Annotated in this window: 16 protein-coding genes and 6 tRNA genes; 13 read left to right on the top strand and 9 right to left on the bottom strand. The window is 58.6% G+C overall.

Annotated features, from left to right (window positions below; genetic code table 11):
* The first annotated feature begins 49 nt into the window (after positions 1 to 49).
* The 6 genes from clpB (at position 50) to ACF8MI_RS14200 (ending at position 3,431) form a co-directional block, all read left to right on the top strand.
* Positions 50 to 2,614, top strand: a complete 2,565-nt coding sequence (clpB, locus tag ACF8MI_RS14225) for an ATP-dependent chaperone ClpB (RefSeq protein ID WP_200929063.1) — start codon at positions 50 to 52, stop codon at positions 2,612 to 2,614.
* 374 nt (positions 2,615 to 2,988) lie between these two features.
* Positions 2,989 to 3,064 (top strand) — tRNA-Asn (locus ACF8MI_RS14220).
* Positions 3,065 to 3,068: 4 nt separating this feature from the next.
* A tRNA-Pro gene (locus tag ACF8MI_RS14215) sits at positions 3,069 to 3,145 on the top strand.
* A 6-nt stretch (positions 3,146 to 3,151) separates the two neighbouring features.
* Positions 3,152 to 3,227 (top strand) — tRNA-Lys (locus ACF8MI_RS14210).
* Between the two features lie 46 nt (positions 3,228 to 3,273).
* Positions 3,274 to 3,350, top strand: a tRNA-Pro gene (locus ACF8MI_RS14205).
* 5 nt (positions 3,351 to 3,355) lie between these two features.
* Positions 3,356 to 3,431: transfer RNA gene (locus ACF8MI_RS14200), tRNA-Lys, on the top strand.
* 116 nt (positions 3,432 to 3,547) lie between these two features.
* Here ACF8MI_RS14200 and ACF8MI_RS14195 read toward each other — a convergent pair.
* The 4 genes from ACF8MI_RS14195 to ACF8MI_RS14180 all read right to left on the bottom strand — a co-directional run bounded on the left by ACF8MI_RS14195 (position 3,548) and on the right by ACF8MI_RS14180 (position 6,350).
* The gene (locus ACF8MI_RS14195; protein WP_060500123.1) at positions 3,548 to 4,843 is read right to left on the bottom strand and encodes an NAD(P)/FAD-dependent oxidoreductase; all 1,296 of its coding nucleotides are present in this window, start codon (positions 4,841 to 4,843) and stop codon (positions 3,548 to 3,550) included.
* Positions 4,844 to 4,927: 84 nt separating this feature from the next.
* Entirely contained in the window at positions 4,928 to 5,101 is a 174-nt protein-coding gene (locus tag ACF8MI_RS14190; RefSeq protein ID WP_013970765.1) for a DUF3094 family protein, read from the bottom strand.
* Positions 5,102 to 5,233: 132 nt separating this feature from the next.
* Positions 5,234 to 5,863, bottom strand: coding sequence for a DUF1780 domain-containing protein (locus tag ACF8MI_RS14185; RefSeq protein ID WP_013970766.1), 630 nt, complete (start codon positions 5,861 to 5,863; stop codon positions 5,234 to 5,236).
* Between the two features lie 55 nt (positions 5,864 to 5,918).
* Complete coding sequence (locus ACF8MI_RS14180) at positions 5,919 to 6,350, bottom strand: hypothetical protein (RefSeq protein WP_060500126.1); 432 nt, start codon at positions 6,348 to 6,350, stop codon at positions 5,919 to 5,921.
* Between the two features lie 86 nt (positions 6,351 to 6,436).
* Between ACF8MI_RS14180 and ACF8MI_RS14175 the strand changes: the two genes are divergently transcribed.
* A complete protein-coding gene (locus ACF8MI_RS14175; protein ID WP_200929064.1) occupies positions 6,437 to 7,144 on the top strand; it encodes an energy-coupling factor ABC transporter permease in 708 nt (235 codons plus the stop codon).
* 123 nt (positions 7,145 to 7,267) lie between these two features.
* Here ACF8MI_RS14175 and yacG read toward each other — a convergent pair whose 3' ends face one another.
* The 4 genes from yacG to ACF8MI_RS14155 are packed head-to-tail and all read right to left on the bottom strand — an operon-like array spanning position 7,268 to position 10,165.
* On the bottom strand, positions 7,268 to 7,468 hold the full coding sequence (gene yacG, locus ACF8MI_RS14170) for a DNA gyrase inhibitor YacG (protein ID WP_016484797.1): 201 nt from the start codon (positions 7,466 to 7,468) through the stop codon (positions 7,268 to 7,270).
* A complete protein-coding gene (gene coaE, locus ACF8MI_RS14165) occupies positions 7,465 to 8,088 on the bottom strand; it encodes a dephospho-CoA kinase (protein ID WP_016713386.1) in 624 nt (207 codons plus the stop codon). Before coaE ends, yacG begins: the two co-directional genes overlap by 4 nt.
* Positions 8,088 to 8,954 carry an A24 family peptidase gene (locus ACF8MI_RS14160; protein ID WP_104833507.1) on the bottom strand — a complete coding sequence of 289 codons (867 nt, stop codon included), beginning with the start codon at positions 8,952 to 8,954 and terminating at the stop codon, positions 8,088 to 8,090. Before ACF8MI_RS14160 ends, coaE begins: the two co-directional genes overlap by 1 nt.
* A 2-nt stretch (positions 8,955 to 8,956) precedes the next feature.
* A complete protein-coding gene (locus tag ACF8MI_RS14155) occupies positions 8,957 to 10,165 on the bottom strand; it encodes a type II secretion system F family protein (protein ID WP_200929065.1) in 1,209 nt (402 codons plus the stop codon).
* 216 nt (positions 10,166 to 10,381) lie between these two features.
* On the opposite strand from ACF8MI_RS14155, the gene ACF8MI_RS14150 reads away from it, so the two are divergent.
* The 6 genes from ACF8MI_RS14150 to trfA all read left to right on the top strand — a co-directional run bounded on the left by ACF8MI_RS14150 (position 10,382) and on the right by trfA (position 14,294).
* Positions 10,382 to 10,792: a pilin gene (locus tag ACF8MI_RS14150; protein WP_200929066.1), complete on the top strand. Its 411-nt coding sequence runs from the start codon at positions 10,382 to 10,384 to the stop codon at positions 10,790 to 10,792.
* Between the two features lie 71 nt (positions 10,793 to 10,863).
* Positions 10,864 to 10,939 (top strand) — tRNA-Thr (locus tag ACF8MI_RS14145).
* A gap of 165 nt (positions 10,940 to 11,104) precedes the next feature.
* The gene (locus ACF8MI_RS14140) at positions 11,105 to 12,322 is read left to right on the top strand and encodes a tyrosine-type recombinase/integrase (RefSeq protein ID WP_200929067.1); all 1,218 of its coding nucleotides are present in this window, start codon (positions 11,105 to 11,107) and stop codon (positions 12,320 to 12,322) included.
* The gene (locus tag ACF8MI_RS14135; RefSeq protein ID WP_216891712.1) at positions 12,319 to 13,065 is read left to right on the top strand and encodes a hypothetical protein; all 747 of its coding nucleotides are present in this window, start codon (positions 12,319 to 12,321) and stop codon (positions 13,063 to 13,065) included. Before ACF8MI_RS14140 ends, ACF8MI_RS14135 begins: the two co-directional genes overlap by 4 nt.
* 117 nt (positions 13,066 to 13,182) lie before the next feature.
* Positions 13,183 to 13,386, top strand: a complete 204-nt coding sequence (locus tag ACF8MI_RS14130; protein WP_081502512.1) for an AlpA family transcriptional regulator — start codon at positions 13,183 to 13,185, stop codon at positions 13,384 to 13,386.
* Positions 13,387 to 13,388: 2 nt separating this feature from the next.
* Positions 13,389 to 14,294, top strand: a complete 906-nt coding sequence (gene trfA / locus ACF8MI_RS14125; RefSeq protein ID WP_200929069.1) for a plasmid replication initiator TrfA — start codon at positions 13,389 to 13,391, stop codon at positions 14,292 to 14,294.
* Between the two features lie 502 nt (positions 14,295 to 14,796).
* Here trfA and ACF8MI_RS14120 read toward each other — a convergent pair.
* Positions 14,797 to 15,261, bottom strand: coding sequence for a hypothetical protein (locus tag ACF8MI_RS14120; protein WP_200929070.1), 465 nt, complete (start codon positions 15,259 to 15,261; stop codon positions 14,797 to 14,799).
* Between the last annotated feature and the right edge of the window lie 513 nt (positions 15,262 to 15,774).

Raw genomic sequence — 15,774 nt, 5'->3', positions numbered from 1 at the left:
AACAGGCGCTGTCCATCGCTCCGACCTGCCCTTTAAAGGAAGGTACACCATGCGAATAGACCGTTTGACCAGCAAGCTGCAACTTGCAATATCCGATGCCCAATCCCTAGCCGTTGGCATGGACCACCCCGCCATCGAGCCCGTGCACCTGCTGCAGGCGCTGCTCGAACAGCAGGGCGGCTCCATCAAGCCCCTGCTGATGCAGGTTGGCTTCGACATCAACAGCCTGCGCCAGGGGCTTGTGAAAGAGCTCGACCAGCTGCCGAAGATCCAGAACCCCACCGGTGACGTGAACATGTCGCAGGACCTGGCGCGCCTGCTCAACCAGGCCGACCGCCTGGCCCAGCAGAAGGGCGACCAGTTCATTTCCAGCGAGCTGGTGCTGTTGGCCGCCATGGACGAGAACAGCAAACTCGGCAAACTGCTGCTGAGCCAGGGCGTGACCAAGAAGGCCCTGGAAAATGCCATCAACAACCTGCGCGGCGGCGCGGCAGTGAACGATGCCAACGCCGAAGAGTCGCGTCAGGCGCTGGACAAGTACACCGTCGACCTGACCAAGCGTGCCGAAGAAGGCAAGCTGGACCCGGTGATTGGCCGTGACGATGAAATCCGCCGTACCGTGCAGGTGCTGCAACGCCGCACCAAGAACAACCCGGTGCTGATCGGTGAGCCTGGCGTGGGTAAAACCGCCATCGCCGAAGGCCTGGCCCAGCGCATCATCAACGGTGAAGTGCCCGACGGCCTCAAAGGCAAGCGCCTGCTGGCGCTGGACATGGGCGCGCTGATTGCCGGTGCCAAGTACCGTGGCGAGTTCGAAGAGCGGTTGAAAGGCCTGCTGAACGAGCTGTCCAAGCAGGAAGGCCAGATCATCCTGTTCATCGACGAACTGCACACCATGGTCGGCGCCGGCAAAGGCGAGGGCGCCATGGACGCCGGCAACATGCTCAAGCCAGCCTTGGCCCGTGGGGAACTGCACTGCGTTGGCGCTACCACGCTGAACGAGTACCGTCAGTTCATCGAGAAGGACGCTGCGCTGGAGCGCCGCTTCCAGAAGGTGCTGGTAGAAGAGCCGAGCGAAGAAGACACCATCGCCATTCTGCGTGGCCTGAAAGAGCGTTATGAAGTGCACCACAAGGTGGCCATCACTGACGGCGCCATTATCGCTGCGGCCAAGCTCAGCCACCGCTACATCACTGATCGCCAGCTGCCCGACAAGGCCATCGACCTGATCGACGAAGCCGCCAGCCGCATCCGCATGGAGATTGACTCCAAGCCGGAAGTGCTCGACCGCCTTGATCGCCGCCTGATCCAGTTGAAGGTCGAATCGCAGGCACTGAAGAAAGAAGAAGACGAAGCGGCGAAAAAACGCCTGGAGAAGCTCACCGAGGAAATCGAGCGGCTGGAGCGTGAGTATTCCGACCTGGAAGAAATCTGGGCTTCGGAAAAGGCCGAAGTGCAGGGCTCGGCGCAGATCCAGCTAAAGATCGAGCAGGCCCGCCAAGAGCTGGAAACCGCCCGTCGAAAAGGTGACCTGAGCCGCATGGCCGAACTGCAGTACGGGGTAATCCCGGACCTGGAGCGCAGCCTGCAGATGGTCGACCAGCACGGCAAGACCGAGAACCAGTTGCTGCGCAACAAGGTGACCGAGGAAGAAATTGCCGAAGTGGTATCGAAGTGGACCGGTATTCCGGTGGCCAAGATGCTCGAAGGCGAGCGGGAAAAGCTGCTGAAGATGGAAGAACTGCTGCACCAGCGCGTGATTGGCCAGGGCGAGGCGGTAACTGCTGTGGCCAACGCCGTGCGCCGCTCGCGTGCCGGGCTGTCCGACCCTAACCGGCCAAGTGGCTCGTTCCTGTTCCTCGGCCCGACCGGTGTGGGCAAGACCGAGCTGTGCAAGGCGCTGGCCGAGTTTCTGTTCGACACCGAAGAGGCCATGGTGCGTATCGACATGTCCGAGTTCATGGAGAAACACTCCGTGGCTCGCCTGATCGGTGCACCACCAGGCTACGTCGGTTACGAAGAGGGCGGTTACCTGACCGAAGCGGTACGGCGCAAGCCTTACTCGGTGGTGTTGCTGGATGAGGTGGAGAAAGCCCACCCGGATGTGTTCAACGTGCTGTTGCAGGTGCTGGAAGACGGCCGCCTGACCGACAGCCACGGGCGCACCGTGGACTTCCGCAACACCGTGATCGTGATGACCTCCAATCTGGGCTCGGCGCAGATCCAGGAACTGGTGGGCGACCGCGAAGCGCAGCGTGCAGCGGTGATGGATGCGGTGGGTTCGCACTTCCGCCCAGAGTTCATCAACCGTATCGACGAAGTTGTGGTGTTCGAACCACTGGGCCGCGAGCAGATTGCCGGCATTACCGAAATCCAGCTGGGCCGCCTGCGCAGCCGCTTGCTGGAACGCGAACTGTCGCTGAGCCTGAGCCCGGAGGCGTTGGACAAGCTGATTGCCGTGGGTTACGACCCGGTTTATGGCGCACGGCCGCTGAAACGTGCCATCCAGCGCTGGATCGAAAACCCGCTGGCGCAGCTGATTCTGGCGGGCAAGTTCTTGCCGGGTACGGCGATCACCGCCAAGGTGGAAGGCGACGAAATCGTCTTTGGCTGATTCTGTTGCACCATGAGCCCCGCATTTGCGGGGCTTTTTTTGGCCGTTAACCTATACCGGCCCCAGTAAAATCGGGGTTTCGCGGATATTCTGGATAACCTGCTGAAATTTTTGAAATTTTTGCTTGCATCAATTTCCGAGTGCCCCTAATATACGCCGCGTTGTCAGGCACTAAGCGAATCACCAGCGACATCGGTGACCGCAAAACAACTTACAAATCAGTAAGTTGACTGAAAAAAAGTGGTTGACAAGCAAAACGAAGAATGTAGAATAGCCGGCCTCAGCAGCGACAACGCGAAAGCGAAGAAGCCAAAGAGCCCGAAGCGAACACAGTCTTCGGAGTAGCAAATCGGTAAGTTGTACCGAAGTTCAGTTCCGCGATAGCTCAGTCGGTAGAGCAAATGACTGTTAATCATTGGGTCCCTGGTTCGAGTCCAGGTCGCGGAGCCAATCTCGGGGTGTAGCGCAGTCCGGTAGCGCGCCTGCTTTGGGAGCAGGATGTCAGGAGTTCGAATCCCCTCACCCCGACCATTTTCCGGGTCGTTAGCTCAGTTGGTAGAGCAGTTGGCTTTTAACCAATTGGTCGTAGGTTCGAATCCTACACGACCCACCATGTAAAGAAGGGCATCTCAAAGAGATGCCCTTTTTTTTGAAAGACCCGGGGTGTAGCGCAGTCCGGTAGCGCGCCTGCTTTGGGAGCAGGATGTCAGGAGTTCGAATCCCCTCACCCCGACCATTTTTGGGTCGTTAGCTCAGTTGGTAGAGCAGTTGGCTTTTAACCAATTGGTCGTAGGTTCGAATCCTACACGACCCACCATGAACAAAGGGCATCTCGAAAGAGATGCCCTTTTTCTTTGCCTTGCAAAAAGTGCTGAACCCACAGCCGGTAGATGAGCAAAAAGAAGGGCCGCATCAGCGACCCTTGGCTTTCAATCAGTGCAGCTTCAGCCGCGGCTCGGTACCCCGGCCAATCTTGCTACCCAGCATCATCAACGCTGTACGGAAGAACCCGTACAACGCCATCTGGTGCATGCGGTACAGCGACACGTAGAACATCCGCGCCAGCCAGCCTTCCAGCTTCACGCTGCCCATCAGGTTACCCATCAGGTTGCCTACCGCCGAGAAGCGCGACAGCGACACCAGCGAGCCGTAGTCCTTGTACTCGTAGGTCGGCAGCGCCTTGTTCTCCAGGCGCGCCTTAAGGCTTTGCGCCAGCATCGAAGCCTGCTGGTGCGCGGCCTGTGCCCGTGGCGGCACACTGCGGTCGCTGCCTGGTTGCGGGCAAGCGGCGCAGTCACCGAAAGCGAAAATGTTGTCATCGCGGGTGGTTTGCAGGGTAGGGCGCACGACCAGCTGGTTGATGCGATTGGTTTCCAGCCCGTCGATGTCTTTCAGGAAGGCCGGCGCACGGATACCCGCCGCCCACACCTTCAGGCTGGCCTGGATCACTTCGCCGTCCTTGGTTTTCAACCCGTCCTCGGTCACTTCACTGACCGCAGCGTTGGTCATCACCTTCACGCCCAGTTTTTCAAGGGTCTTGTGCACCGGCACGCTGATGCGCTCTGGCAGCGCCGGCAGCACGCGCGGGCCTGCCTCGATGATGGTGATGTGCATATCCTTGGGCTGGATGCGGTCCAGGCCATAGGCCGCCAGTTCGTGTGCGGCGTGGTGCAGCTCGGCCGCCAGTTCCACACCGGTGGCACCCGCGCCGACGATGGCGACGCTGATTTTTTCACTGGCCACATCGCCGGCATGGGCGCGCAGGTAGTGGTTCAGCAGCTGTTGGTGGAAGCGCTCGGCCTGCTTGCGGGTGTCCAGGAACAGGCAGTGCTGCGCCGCGCCCAGGGTGCCGAAGTCGTTGGTGTTGGAACCTACGGCAATGACCAGGGTGTCGTAGCCCAGGGTACGCGCAGGCAGCAGCTCGCGGCCCTCTTCATCGAGGGTGGCGGCCAGTTGAATCTGTTTGCCTTCACGGTCCAGGCCGCTCATGCGCCCCAGTTGGAAGTTGAAGTGGTTCCACTTGGCCTGGGCCACGTAGTTCAGTTCGTCTTCCGAGGAGTTCAGCGAGCCGGCAGCCACTTCGTGCAGCAGTGGTTTCCAAATGTGCGTGAGGTTGGCGTCGACCAAGGTTATTTCGGCCTGCTTGCGCTTGCCCAGGCTTTTACCCAGGCGGGTCGCCAGTTCCAGGCCGCCGGCGCCGCCGCCGACAATCACGATGCGATGAGTCATGGGGATATCTCATAAGGTTTACGGAATTCGTGGCCCAGAGGGCCTGCCGCAAACTGCACGAGGGGAGGGCGAGCGCGAAGCAGCTCATAGCACCAGTCCACTGAGCAGGCGGCTGATGAGACCCAACCCGATGGTCACGGCCACCACCAGCACAAGGAGCAGCCACGGCCGGAAAGGCCTGCGCTCGACTTGGTGCTGGGGGGCTCGCAGATACTCATCGACACGACGCTGATCTTCCGGATTCAGGCGGCTGGTCATGGTGGGCCTCGTCAGGTAGACGTTTGTGACTGCGCAAACGCTACAGCGTTCGCGCAAGCGCTTGAAACAAATGATAATGCTTTCTATCCCTGGCGCCGAGTGTACGCCATCGCAAACATTCGCTGCACTGGATCAAAGACTGATGCCCACGTCGAACACGATGCTGCGGCCCAGGTTGCCACGCAAAAAGTCTGGCGCGTCTGGGTGGGCGAACAGCACCCGGGCAAAGGTCGGCCCCACCAGCGACAACGAGCGCCAGCCCTGGCGCAGGTATTCGGTAGGCGGCGGGAAGTGGGTGTTGAGGTCGAGCACTTCGCGCTTGAGGCTGGCGAAGGCGATGATGTCCAGCTCGTTCAGCTCCAGCCCGCGTTCCCGATAGTTGTGCGCCTTCTTGCGCAAGGTCGGCGCCAGGCGCCCCAGCAACTCGGTGGCACTGATGCGTCGGGGGCGCGCTTCGCGGCGCACCAGCTGCGCCAGGGAAAACGCACTGCGCCGGCGTTGCAGCTCTTCGCGCCATTCATCGTTCAGCCGGCGGCCTTCGTCGAGCACGAAAAATACCTCGAACGCGGCATCGCGGAACAGCACGTCTGGCGGCTCCTGGCCGGCCGGGGTGAAGTCCTCGCTGCGGTAGGGAATGTTCAACCCCTGCAACAGACGCTGGCACACCCAACGCTCCCGCTCCCACTTGCGGGCGTTGGAGAGAAAGGCATTGGCTTGTTCGGCCTGGATGGTAAGCAGGCGCAGGTAGTCTGAGTCATCCATGCAGACAAGCTTAGCCGCTAATCGATGACGGTAAGATGCTGTTTAAGCGCGGGAATCAGCGCAACATCGGCCACTGCTGCACCAGCCCGACCAGGTGCACCAGGCCGAAGCCCAGGCAGATCAGTGAACTGACCACGATAAAACGCTGCGAACGCCCGGTGCCCGCCAGCAATCTGGGCCCCAGCAAGCCACGCAGCAGGTACACCAGGGTGATGAGGCAGATGGCCGGCAGCAGCAACGGCAGCCGCCCGATTGCCCCGGCAGCCGACAGTGCATAGGCCGACCAGGCCAGCAACACGAAGGCGATCGCGGCGGTGATCAGCGCCGGGTACCAGCGGCCCTTTTCTGCGGCAACCGCCATACGTTCGCCGGCCCCGAACAAACGGTACCAGCGTGGCCCAACGGCGATCACAGCCAGGTGAAGTACGCCAATGATGGCGTTGAGTGCTGCTGCCAGCAGCAGGGTGGGGTTGATTCCTTCCGGCATGGCCAATGCTTCCTGCATCGAATGAGGGCGCCAGCCTACCGCAGCCGAAGGAAACGGAGAATGGGTGTAGACTCGGGTTTATCCACATGGCCGCAAGGGGCATTGCTCAGGTGATCAGCGCGCAGGTGTTGTCCGGTACCACCCTTACCCTTGGCTGGCTGGGTTATGTACCGTTGCTGGTGTGGGCGGTCAGCCGGGTGCGCTGGGTAGAACTGTTCACCGACCGGCGCCGGCAGCATCTGTTGTTTGGCACCGTGTTTTGCCTGTTTGCGTTGTGGCTGGTGAGGCGTGATTTCGATACCGGTGTGTCGTACCACTTCATCGGCCTGACGGCAGTTACCCTGTTGCTGGACTGGCCCCTGGCGGTGCTGGGTGGGTTCATGGCCCAGCTCGGTCTGCTGGCGTTGGGGCGGCAGGATTTGGCGGCGCTGGGGGTGAATGGCTTGTTGCTGATTGGCTTGCCGGTGCTGATTACCGAGGTGTGCGCGATCGTGGTCGAGCGCGCTCAGCCGCGAAACCTGTTTGTTTATATATTTTGTTCGGGGTTCTTTCCTGCGGCGCTCACCGTGCTTGTTTGCGTGCCTGCAGCGCTAGGGGTGTTGTGGCTGGATGGGCGTTTCGCCATGCCGGAATGGCTGAGCGACTTTGTGGGCTACCTGTGGCTGATGATGTTCCCCGAGGCGTTCATCAACGGCATGGTGATCAGTGCGCTGGTGGTGTTTTGCCCGGAGTGGCTGGAAACGTTCAACCGCACGCGGTACTTGCAGGCGCCGTGGAAGGAAGATGATCGGTAAATGTGTGGTGGCTGTGCCGGCGCTTTCGCGGGTAAACCCGCTCCCACAGGTACTGGCGTTGCACTTTCTCTGTGGGAGCGGGTTTACCCGCGAAGAGGCCAGCCCAGCCACCTTGAAATCCGCTTAGTGCCGCGGCTCCAGGTCCCCCGAATACAACTCATCCTCAGACTCTTCAGCCCCCGGAATCTTGTGTTCCTCAGCCGCCCAGGCCCCCAGGTCGATCAGCTTGCAACGGTCCGAGCAAAACGGCCGGAACGCGCTTTTCTCGTTCCATTCCACAGGTGCGCCACAGGTCGGGCAGTCGACGGTCAATGGCTGGCTCATGGCTGGCCTCCTTTCAAAGTCAGGTAAAAGTGGTGCAGACGGTCAATCTGCTGATGCAGCGCGGCCAGGTCGCCGTCATTGACCACCACGTCATCGGCATGGCGCAGGCGATCCTCACGGGCCAGTTGGGCCTGCAAAATGGCCTGCACCTGCTCGGCACTGGTGTTGTCCCGCGCCAGGGTACGGGCTATTTGCAGTTCCTGCGGCGCATCGATCACCAGCACGCGCTGGGTCTTATGGTATTGCCCCGACTCGATCAGCAGCGGCGAGACATATACCGCATACGGCGACTGGGCTTTGGCCAGGTAGCTGAAAATCTCCTGCCCGATCAACGGGTGCAGCAGTTGCTCCAGCCATTTGCGCTGCGCCGGGTCTGCGAAGATCAGCTGGCGCAGGGCGGCGCGATCCAGCTGGCCGTCGGCCTGCAGCACACCCGGGCCGAAGCGCTCGACAATGCTGGCCAGGGCCGGGCGGCCGGGTTCAACCACCCAGCGCGCCGCCTGATCGGCATCGACCAGGTGCACGCCAAGCTCGACGAAGCGCTCGGCAGCGGCGCTCTTGCCGCTACCAATGCCGCCGGTAAGGCCGAGAATCCAGGGGGTAAAGGCTGCAGTGGCCATCAGTATCCAAGCAGTTGCATGTAAGAGGCGACTATTTCATCACCCCAGAGCACGGCAATCCACCCCGCAATCGCCAGATAAGGCCCGAACGGCATCGCCGTGCCCATGGCATGCCGGCGCAGACGCAGCAGGCACAGGCCAGCCAGCGCCCCCACCACCGACGACAGCAGCAGCGTCAACGGCAACACCTGCCAGCCACCCCAGGCCCCGATCAGCGCCATCAGCTTGAAGTCGCCATAGCCCATACCTTCCTTGCCGGTGACCAGCTTGAACACCCAGTACACCGTCCACAGGCTGAGGTACCCGGCCACCGCGCCCCACAGCGCGTCGGTAAGCGGGGCATACAGGTTGAAGGCATTGACGATCAGCCCCAGCCACAACATCGGCAGCACCAGCATATCCGGCAGCAATTGGTGTTCTGCATCGATCAGGCTCAGGGCCAGCAGGCACCAGGTCAGTGGCAGTGCCAGCAACGCCTCTACCGAAGCGCCAAAGCGCCACGCCACCACCAGCGACAGCAGCGCGCTGGCGATTTCCACCACCGGGTAGCGCGGGCTGATACGGGTTTTGCAGGCTGAGCAACGCCCGCGCAATGCCAGGTAACTGATGACCGGAATGTTCTCCCACGCGCGAATCTGATGCGCGCAATGTGGGCAGCGGGAGGCGGGCAGGCACAGGTCGTACCGTTCGTGTTGCGTAACCGGCAGCCCCAACACTTCTTGTGCCTCACGCTGCCATTGCCGCTCCAGCATGATCGGCAGCCGATACACCAGCACATTGAGAAAACTGCCCACCAACAGGCCGAGCAGCGTGGCCAGGGTGAGGAAGTACGCCGGCTGCTCTGCCAGCAAAGTCCATAAAGTCATGTTCAGATCAAGCTACCCAACTGGAAGATCGGCAGGTACATCGCAACCACCAGGCCACCGACCAGCAGGCCCAGGATCAGCACGATGGCCGGCTCCAGCAGGCTGGTCAACTGGTCCAGCGCCTGGCTGACCTGTTCCTCGTAATGGCTGGCGGCCTTCTCCAGCATCTGGTCCAGCGTGCCGCTGGATTCACCGATGGCCGTCAGCTGCACCAGCAACGGTGGAAACAGCGGTTCACCCGCCATCGCCTGGTTCAGCCCCTGCCCATTGGCCATGCCCTGGCGCAGCCGCAACACCGCCTGCTCGTGCAGATCGCCACCGGTTACCCGGGCCACCGTGCCCAACGCATCCAGCAACGGCACCCCGGCGCTATAGGACGTTGCCAGGCTACGCGCAAACCGCGCCAGCGCCGCCTGCCCCAGCAATTTGCCGAACACCGGTAAACCCAGCACCTGCCGAGATAGCCACAGGCGCGCTGGCGCATGCTGCCGGTAAACCTGACGCCCGGCAAAACCTAACACCGCAGCCATCACCAACAACAGCGGCGCAAACCGACTCAACCCTGCGGACAAGTCGATCACCCACTGGGTAAATGCCGGCAAAGCTGCCCCTACACCGGCAAACAGGCTCTCGAATTTCGGAATCACCTCAAGCAACAAAATCGCCGACACCCCCAGCCCGGTCAGCAACAGCAGCAGCGGGTAGATCATCGCCTTGCGCACCTTCTTGTGCAGCGCCCGCCGCTGTTCCAGCATGCCCGCCAGCTGCTCCAGTTGCCGATCGAGCGTGCCAGACTGCTCGCCCACCCGCACCAGGTTGCAATACAGCGCATCGAACCATGCCGGGTGGCGCTGCAACGCATCCGCCAACCCCAGGCCCGAGGCCACATCCTGTTTCAATCGCTCCAGCAACGCCGCCTGCGCCGCATTGCAGCCACTGCGCCCCATCACCTCGAACGCCTGCAGCAGCGGCACGCCGGCCTTGAGCAAGGTCGCCAACTGTCGGCTGAAACCCGCCGGGTCGGCCTTATCGCGCTGCTTCGGCAAACTGAACGTCAGCCCGCTGGCCGGGCGTAAACTGGCCACCGTGATGCCCTGGCGAATCAGCCCGGCGCGCACATAAGCCGGACTGCGCCCGGGTGTTTGGCCGCTGACCGGCGTCCCGTTGGCGTCGGTGCCATGCCAGTGGTAGAGGGGGGAAGATGAAGTCATGCAAAGGTCCTTTTTCTGCCCGTGCGACAAGCCTGGAAACAGCTTGCCGCGTCCATGCAAGGGCGCGTGTCCGTGATGCTCACTAGAGTAGTTCAGCGAAGATGACGCCCAAGCGGGCAGGGGTGACAAAAGGTGTCTGTTCAGGCCTACTGCGCCGCTGCCGGTTGGGGCGCAACCGACCTCAACGTGTAAGCGAATGAAAAAGGAAATACGTTCATGAAAGGGCAACGCGGTATCACCCTGATCGAACTGATGATCGTTGTCGCGATCATCGGCATTCTGGCGACCATCGCCTTACCGATGTACACCAACCACCAGGCACGCTCCAAGGCGGCGGCCGGGTTGCTGGAAATCAGCGCGCTGAAGACAGCGATGGACCTGCGCCTGAATGACGGGAAAGAAGTGGGGGGCGTGGCCGAGCTGGGTGGCCGATCTGCCACGACGCATTGTGCGATCACCGCCGAAGGCAAGGCGGCGGATGGCAGCGGGAAGATTGCTTGCACGCTGGTGGATGCACCGGCCAATGTGGTGGGTAAGGCACTGACCCTGACTCGCTCGGCCAGTGGGTGGGTGTGCACTACTGACATCGAGGAAGACCTGGCGCCCAAGGGTTGCAAGGGGGCTTGAGGGTAGGGGATTAAACTAGCGGAAACAGGGGTTTGCGTTGCGGGTGTGAGCAGTGGTACGTTGTGCTACACGCCGGTGTAGCTCAGTCGGTAGAGCAGCGCACTCGTAACGCGAAGGTCGCAGGTTCGATTCCTGTCTCCGGCACCAGTCAATAGGTTCATGCAGTGCCAAGCAGTCGCATGAAACCCCTCAGAAGCCCGCCTAGTGCGGGCTTTTGGTTTCATGCAGTGCCATCCCGTCCCATCCCAGCCCTTGCTATCTGAGTACCCCTGCGAGTACCTTTGCGCTGTTCAATAATCTATGGGTACTCGCATGCCTTTGACAGCGCTGCAAGTGAAGAACGCTGCACCCCGTGAAAAGGACTTTGGCCTCGCTGACGGAGGTGGCTTATTCCTCTGGGTTCGAGCCGCCGGCGGCAAGTCTTGGCGCTTCCGATTCAGGCTGGACGGTAAGCAGTCACACATTTCTTTGGGCACTATCGACAACGTGACGTTGGCGCAGGCTCGCCAGCTTGCGTTTGATGCACGCCAGCTGGTTTCACAGGGGCGGCATCCAGGCCTTGAGAGAAAGGTCGCTCGGGCCCAGGCGGCAATTTCTCGTGCCAATACCTTCAAAAGTCTCGCACTGGAGTGGCATCAGCATAAGTCTGCACGCTGGTCAGAAGGGTATGCGACTGACGTCATCGAGGCTTTTGAGCTGGACATCTTTCCGCAGGTTGGAAGCTTGCCTCTGTCTGAGATCAAGCCTATGCAGTGGTTACAGGTCTTCCGCCGCATAGAGTCGCGTGGGGCTTTAGAAAAGCTACGCAAGGTTCGACAGCGCTGCCAAGAGGTGTACCGCTTTGCGATTGCCACCGGCAGGGTCGAGTACAACCCCATTGCAGATATCGGAGGGGCACTTCAAACGCCTACCTCCCGGCACTACCCCTTCCTTCCTATCGCAGAAATCCCGGATCTGATTCGAGGCTTCCAGGCGTGCCCAGGGCATGACGTGGTGAAAATTGCTACCCGTTTGCTAATTCTCACGGGTGTACGGACTGCTGAGCTCAGAGGGGCGCCGTGGTCTGAGTTTGACCTCGAAAATGCCCTTTGGACGATTCCAGCTCAGCGGATGAAAATGCGCCGGGCCCATCTAGTTCCTCTGCCGAAACAAGCTGTGTCTGCACTGCGTGAGCTAGAAAGCATCACCGGTGGCTACACGCTCGCATTTCCTGGTCGGAATGACCCCGCTAAGCCGATGAGCGAGGCCGCCATCAATCAGCTGCTGAAACGCTCGGGTTACGACGGCAGAGCCACAGGGCATGGATTCCGTCACACAATGTCCACCACCCTGCATGAGCAGGGGTACCGCAGCGAGTGGGTGGAAACCCAACTGGCGCATGTGGACAAGAACAGTATTCGAGGAACCTATAATCACGCTCAGTACCTTGAAGGGCGTCGTGAAATGCTTCAGTGGTATGCCAACCATTTAGATGCTTTGTCGTGTGGGGCTGCCGAGATTTCTATTAAAGGAAGAGAGTGTGCACAGTGAGTGATGATTTTATGCGCCTGTCTGATCTGGTGCCGAGATACGCTCGATTCTACAAAATTAGCCCGCAAGAAGCTGCATACGCGCTGTATGAACTGATTGAGAGATTATATGTTGAGTACGGTGTAAATCGATTTCTTCCCAATTCGGTTAATGATGTTTTTTGGGTTGGTTGTTTTGGAAGTCATGACCGATCCCCCGGAACTCATGTGATCTATTTTCAGGAGTTGAGCAAGTATTTCTACGAGATTTTTTGCTCGCAGAGCAAGGGTGATAAAAATAAACTGAGCTGTTATTGTGAGGAGGCACAGCGGTCGATAGATGTTCCTGATAGCGTAGTTTGTTTTTCAGGGTCCGTCTTAGTAGAGTGGATTTTGAATGCAGGGTTTGAAAGTCCAGATTTTCTGTTAAATACTAATTTAGCTGAGAAAGCTAAGGGTAGGAGCGATGGCGGGCTCAACGAGCAGGAGTTGGGTACTGTCATCAAGATTGTAAATGGTCTGGTTGATATAATAAAGGCAGTTGATAAGGCTCATCGCGAGTCGCCGACTAATTATGATGATAAGGTTAGCTCAAGTAATATCAAACGTTATGCCTGTACGCTCAGTAACCCGCCGCGTAAGAATTCTGATGTGTGCTCTACCTTGATAGCTCTCGCGGAGGAGGCTGGAGTTGACATGCCTTCATATCATGGAACCATGCGAAAATATATGGGTATACAGTCCAAGTCCGATACAAAGGCGTGACTTATCCTTAGCGAAAATCTTGAGGAACCCTATGAGAATTTGAGGTTCCTCATGACTCCTCTACTGCGGTGCCATTGAATGCCTAGCCATCCAATCCGGCCTCAGGAGGCCCTGTAGATGGCTAACCAATCTGTTTCACCTTTGTTGCTTCGCCTGCCGGGAGTCTGTGCCCTAGTAGGGCTAAGCAAGTCTCAGATCTACCGTTTGATTCGAGCCGGCGAGTTTCCTCCTGGAATCTCTCTCGGAGCGAATTCTGTAGCATGGCCTGCCGAGCAGGTACAGGCTTGGGTAGCGGATAAAATCAGTTCCTCTGTTCGTTGACGATGGCTACAAATCCGCCACTTCCACCACGCGTAAATATCAAGATAGAGGAGCTTAGAAAGAGCTCTATTGCTAGGCGTAAAGAAAAAGATAAGCACGTTGAGGTCGAGGTTGAAGCCAAGCGAGAATCACTACCAAACTGGTCCGACTCAGTTAGGCGTGTACCTAATGTGGCTCTTAGATCGGCGTTGTTTGGGGCCATGAGGAAGGGGGCGCGTCCTTATGTTGAACAAATGGAGGTCAATGCGCTAGGTAGTGTCAGTATCCTCTATACAGGTGCTCTCCTTGATCAAGGTGATTTGGACGTTTGGACAGCAGTTCTACATTTGGCGCGAATGCAAGATTTGGGAGTCGAGTGCAGAATTACTGCCTACCGCCTTTTAAAAGTTTTGGGGAAAACCGATTCGGGTAAAAATCGACGTGTTTTGGACCTGAGCATCAGTCGCTTGAAAGCTACGGCTTTGCAGGTGAAGGTTGGTCGGTACGCATATGAAGGCAGCTTGATTCATGAGGTTTATCGCGATCATCATGAGCGAAGTGAACGAATTTATGTCGTACGATTAAATCCGAAGCTCGGAGTGTTCTTTCGTGAAGATCAATTCACCGATGTAGATTTGTCAATAAGGTATGCGCTGCGCGGTAAGCCGCTTGCACAGTGGCTACATGGATTCTATTCCAGTCACGCACGGCCATATGATCTTAAAGTCGAAACTTTGCATAGGTTGTGCAGAAGTCGTGCAAGCTCCTTGATTGATTTTAAAAAGGACTTGCTGAAGTCTCTTGAGGCAGTAAAGCAAGCAAGTGCCAATGTTGGTAGACCGTTTAGCTATCTTGTTGAAGCTCATTTGGTCCAAGTTAAGACGACTCCTAGCGCCTCTCAAAAGCGGCACCTAGATAAGAAACGTTGATACCGTCCCAGTCCCGCTGGTACCGTTTCAGCACTCCTGCTCGTAACGTACCAGCCTTCTACTTATAAAGTTCCAGCGCCCCTGGCGATGCTGTTCCAGCGCTCCTGTCATACTGTTCCAGCACTCCTGCCGATGCCGTTCCGGCGCTCCTGTCGATACCGTTCCAGCACCCCTGCCGATACCGTTCCAGCGCTCCTGTCGATACCGTTCCAGCACCCCTGCCGATACCGTTCCAGCGCTCCTGTCGATACCGTTCCAGCACCCCTGCCGATACCGTTCCAGCACTCCTGCCGATGCCGTTCCAGCGCCCCTGAATACCGTTCTAGCACCCTTAGAATACCGTTCTGACACCCCCGCCATTACCGTTCCAGCACCCCTTGGACGACTTGAAAAATCGCGCTCCAGCCCAGTAGGAATAGGGTGTCGGCCGTACCACGGGAGGCTGCTAATCACTTACTAATCAAATCTAATCGCTGCTTTGCAGTTGGGTGCTAATAACTGACTATGTGAAGAGATTACGATCCCTCTGGAGGGCTTGTTTCACGACTGCGGCCGTCGCATCGTCGCCAGTAGCCCATGTCTCCATCAGCACGTTTAGGTAAGCGATGCGGTCGTGCATCAACTTGACCTGTCTCTGATCGTCAGAGGCGGCCTTAATCGCGGCGTCTCGCTCTTGGTCTGCGATACCGAGAATCTGCATAAGGCTAGCTACCTCACGTCGATGATGCGTTGCAGTTGCAGCTAAGCGCTCAAGGTGCAGCTGTTCGAGAGCTTCAATTTCTTCGCCTTGTTCTCTGTGCAGAGCTAGCTGTCGCTGAGTGCTGGCATCCAGCAATGTTTCAGTTTGCGATATAGCTTCTTTGCTCTCGATAAGTAGTAGGAGGAGCACGACAATTAGAATGAGCGAAGCACCTAAAACGAAGAGAAGGCAGCTGTGAATCAGGGTTGGATCGACGGTGGTGCTCAACGTAGGTAGACCTCGGTAATCTCAGGGCGGAAGTGGCCCAGTTCCTGTGAGACCACCTCCAAGGCTTGTTTCCGTGGGAGATGACGTTGTAGTGAAGCCATTCGCTCTTGAGCGTACGTGTGCCGTAAACCATGTGCGCCATTTGACCAGCCGAGAGCCTCCTTCGAGGCAGTGCTGACGCTTTTGCTCCAAGGCTGGCCGCCGCCTATTGCATAGAATTGCTGGTAGTTGATGCCGCGATCCGTTACGACCCGTGGTGCCGCCAGCCGGGTCCTCTCTAATCGTTGAGCCAGCGGAATCGGGATACGCACCTCACGAACCAGTCCACCTTTACCGTGAACGGTGTAGCTGATCGTGGTTTCCCGAATTCCCGCAAATTTCATCCCGTGCGTTGGACGTTCATCCGCTACACGGCGATGAGTTCTTTGGAGGCTCAGCAATTCATGTGCACGGAGACCCGCTGCGTATGCAATCTCTGTCGCAAGCGAGTTGTGAGGCGCTTGCCGAGAGGCG

The organism is Pseudomonas sp. yb_9 (assembly GCF_043103635.1).
GTDB lineage: Bacteria > Pseudomonadota > Gammaproteobacteria > Pseudomonadales > Pseudomonadaceae > Aquipseudomonas > Aquipseudomonas monteilii.
The sequence above is the reverse complement of the archived record's forward strand: the minus strand, read 5'-3'. Positions and strand labels throughout refer to the sequence as shown.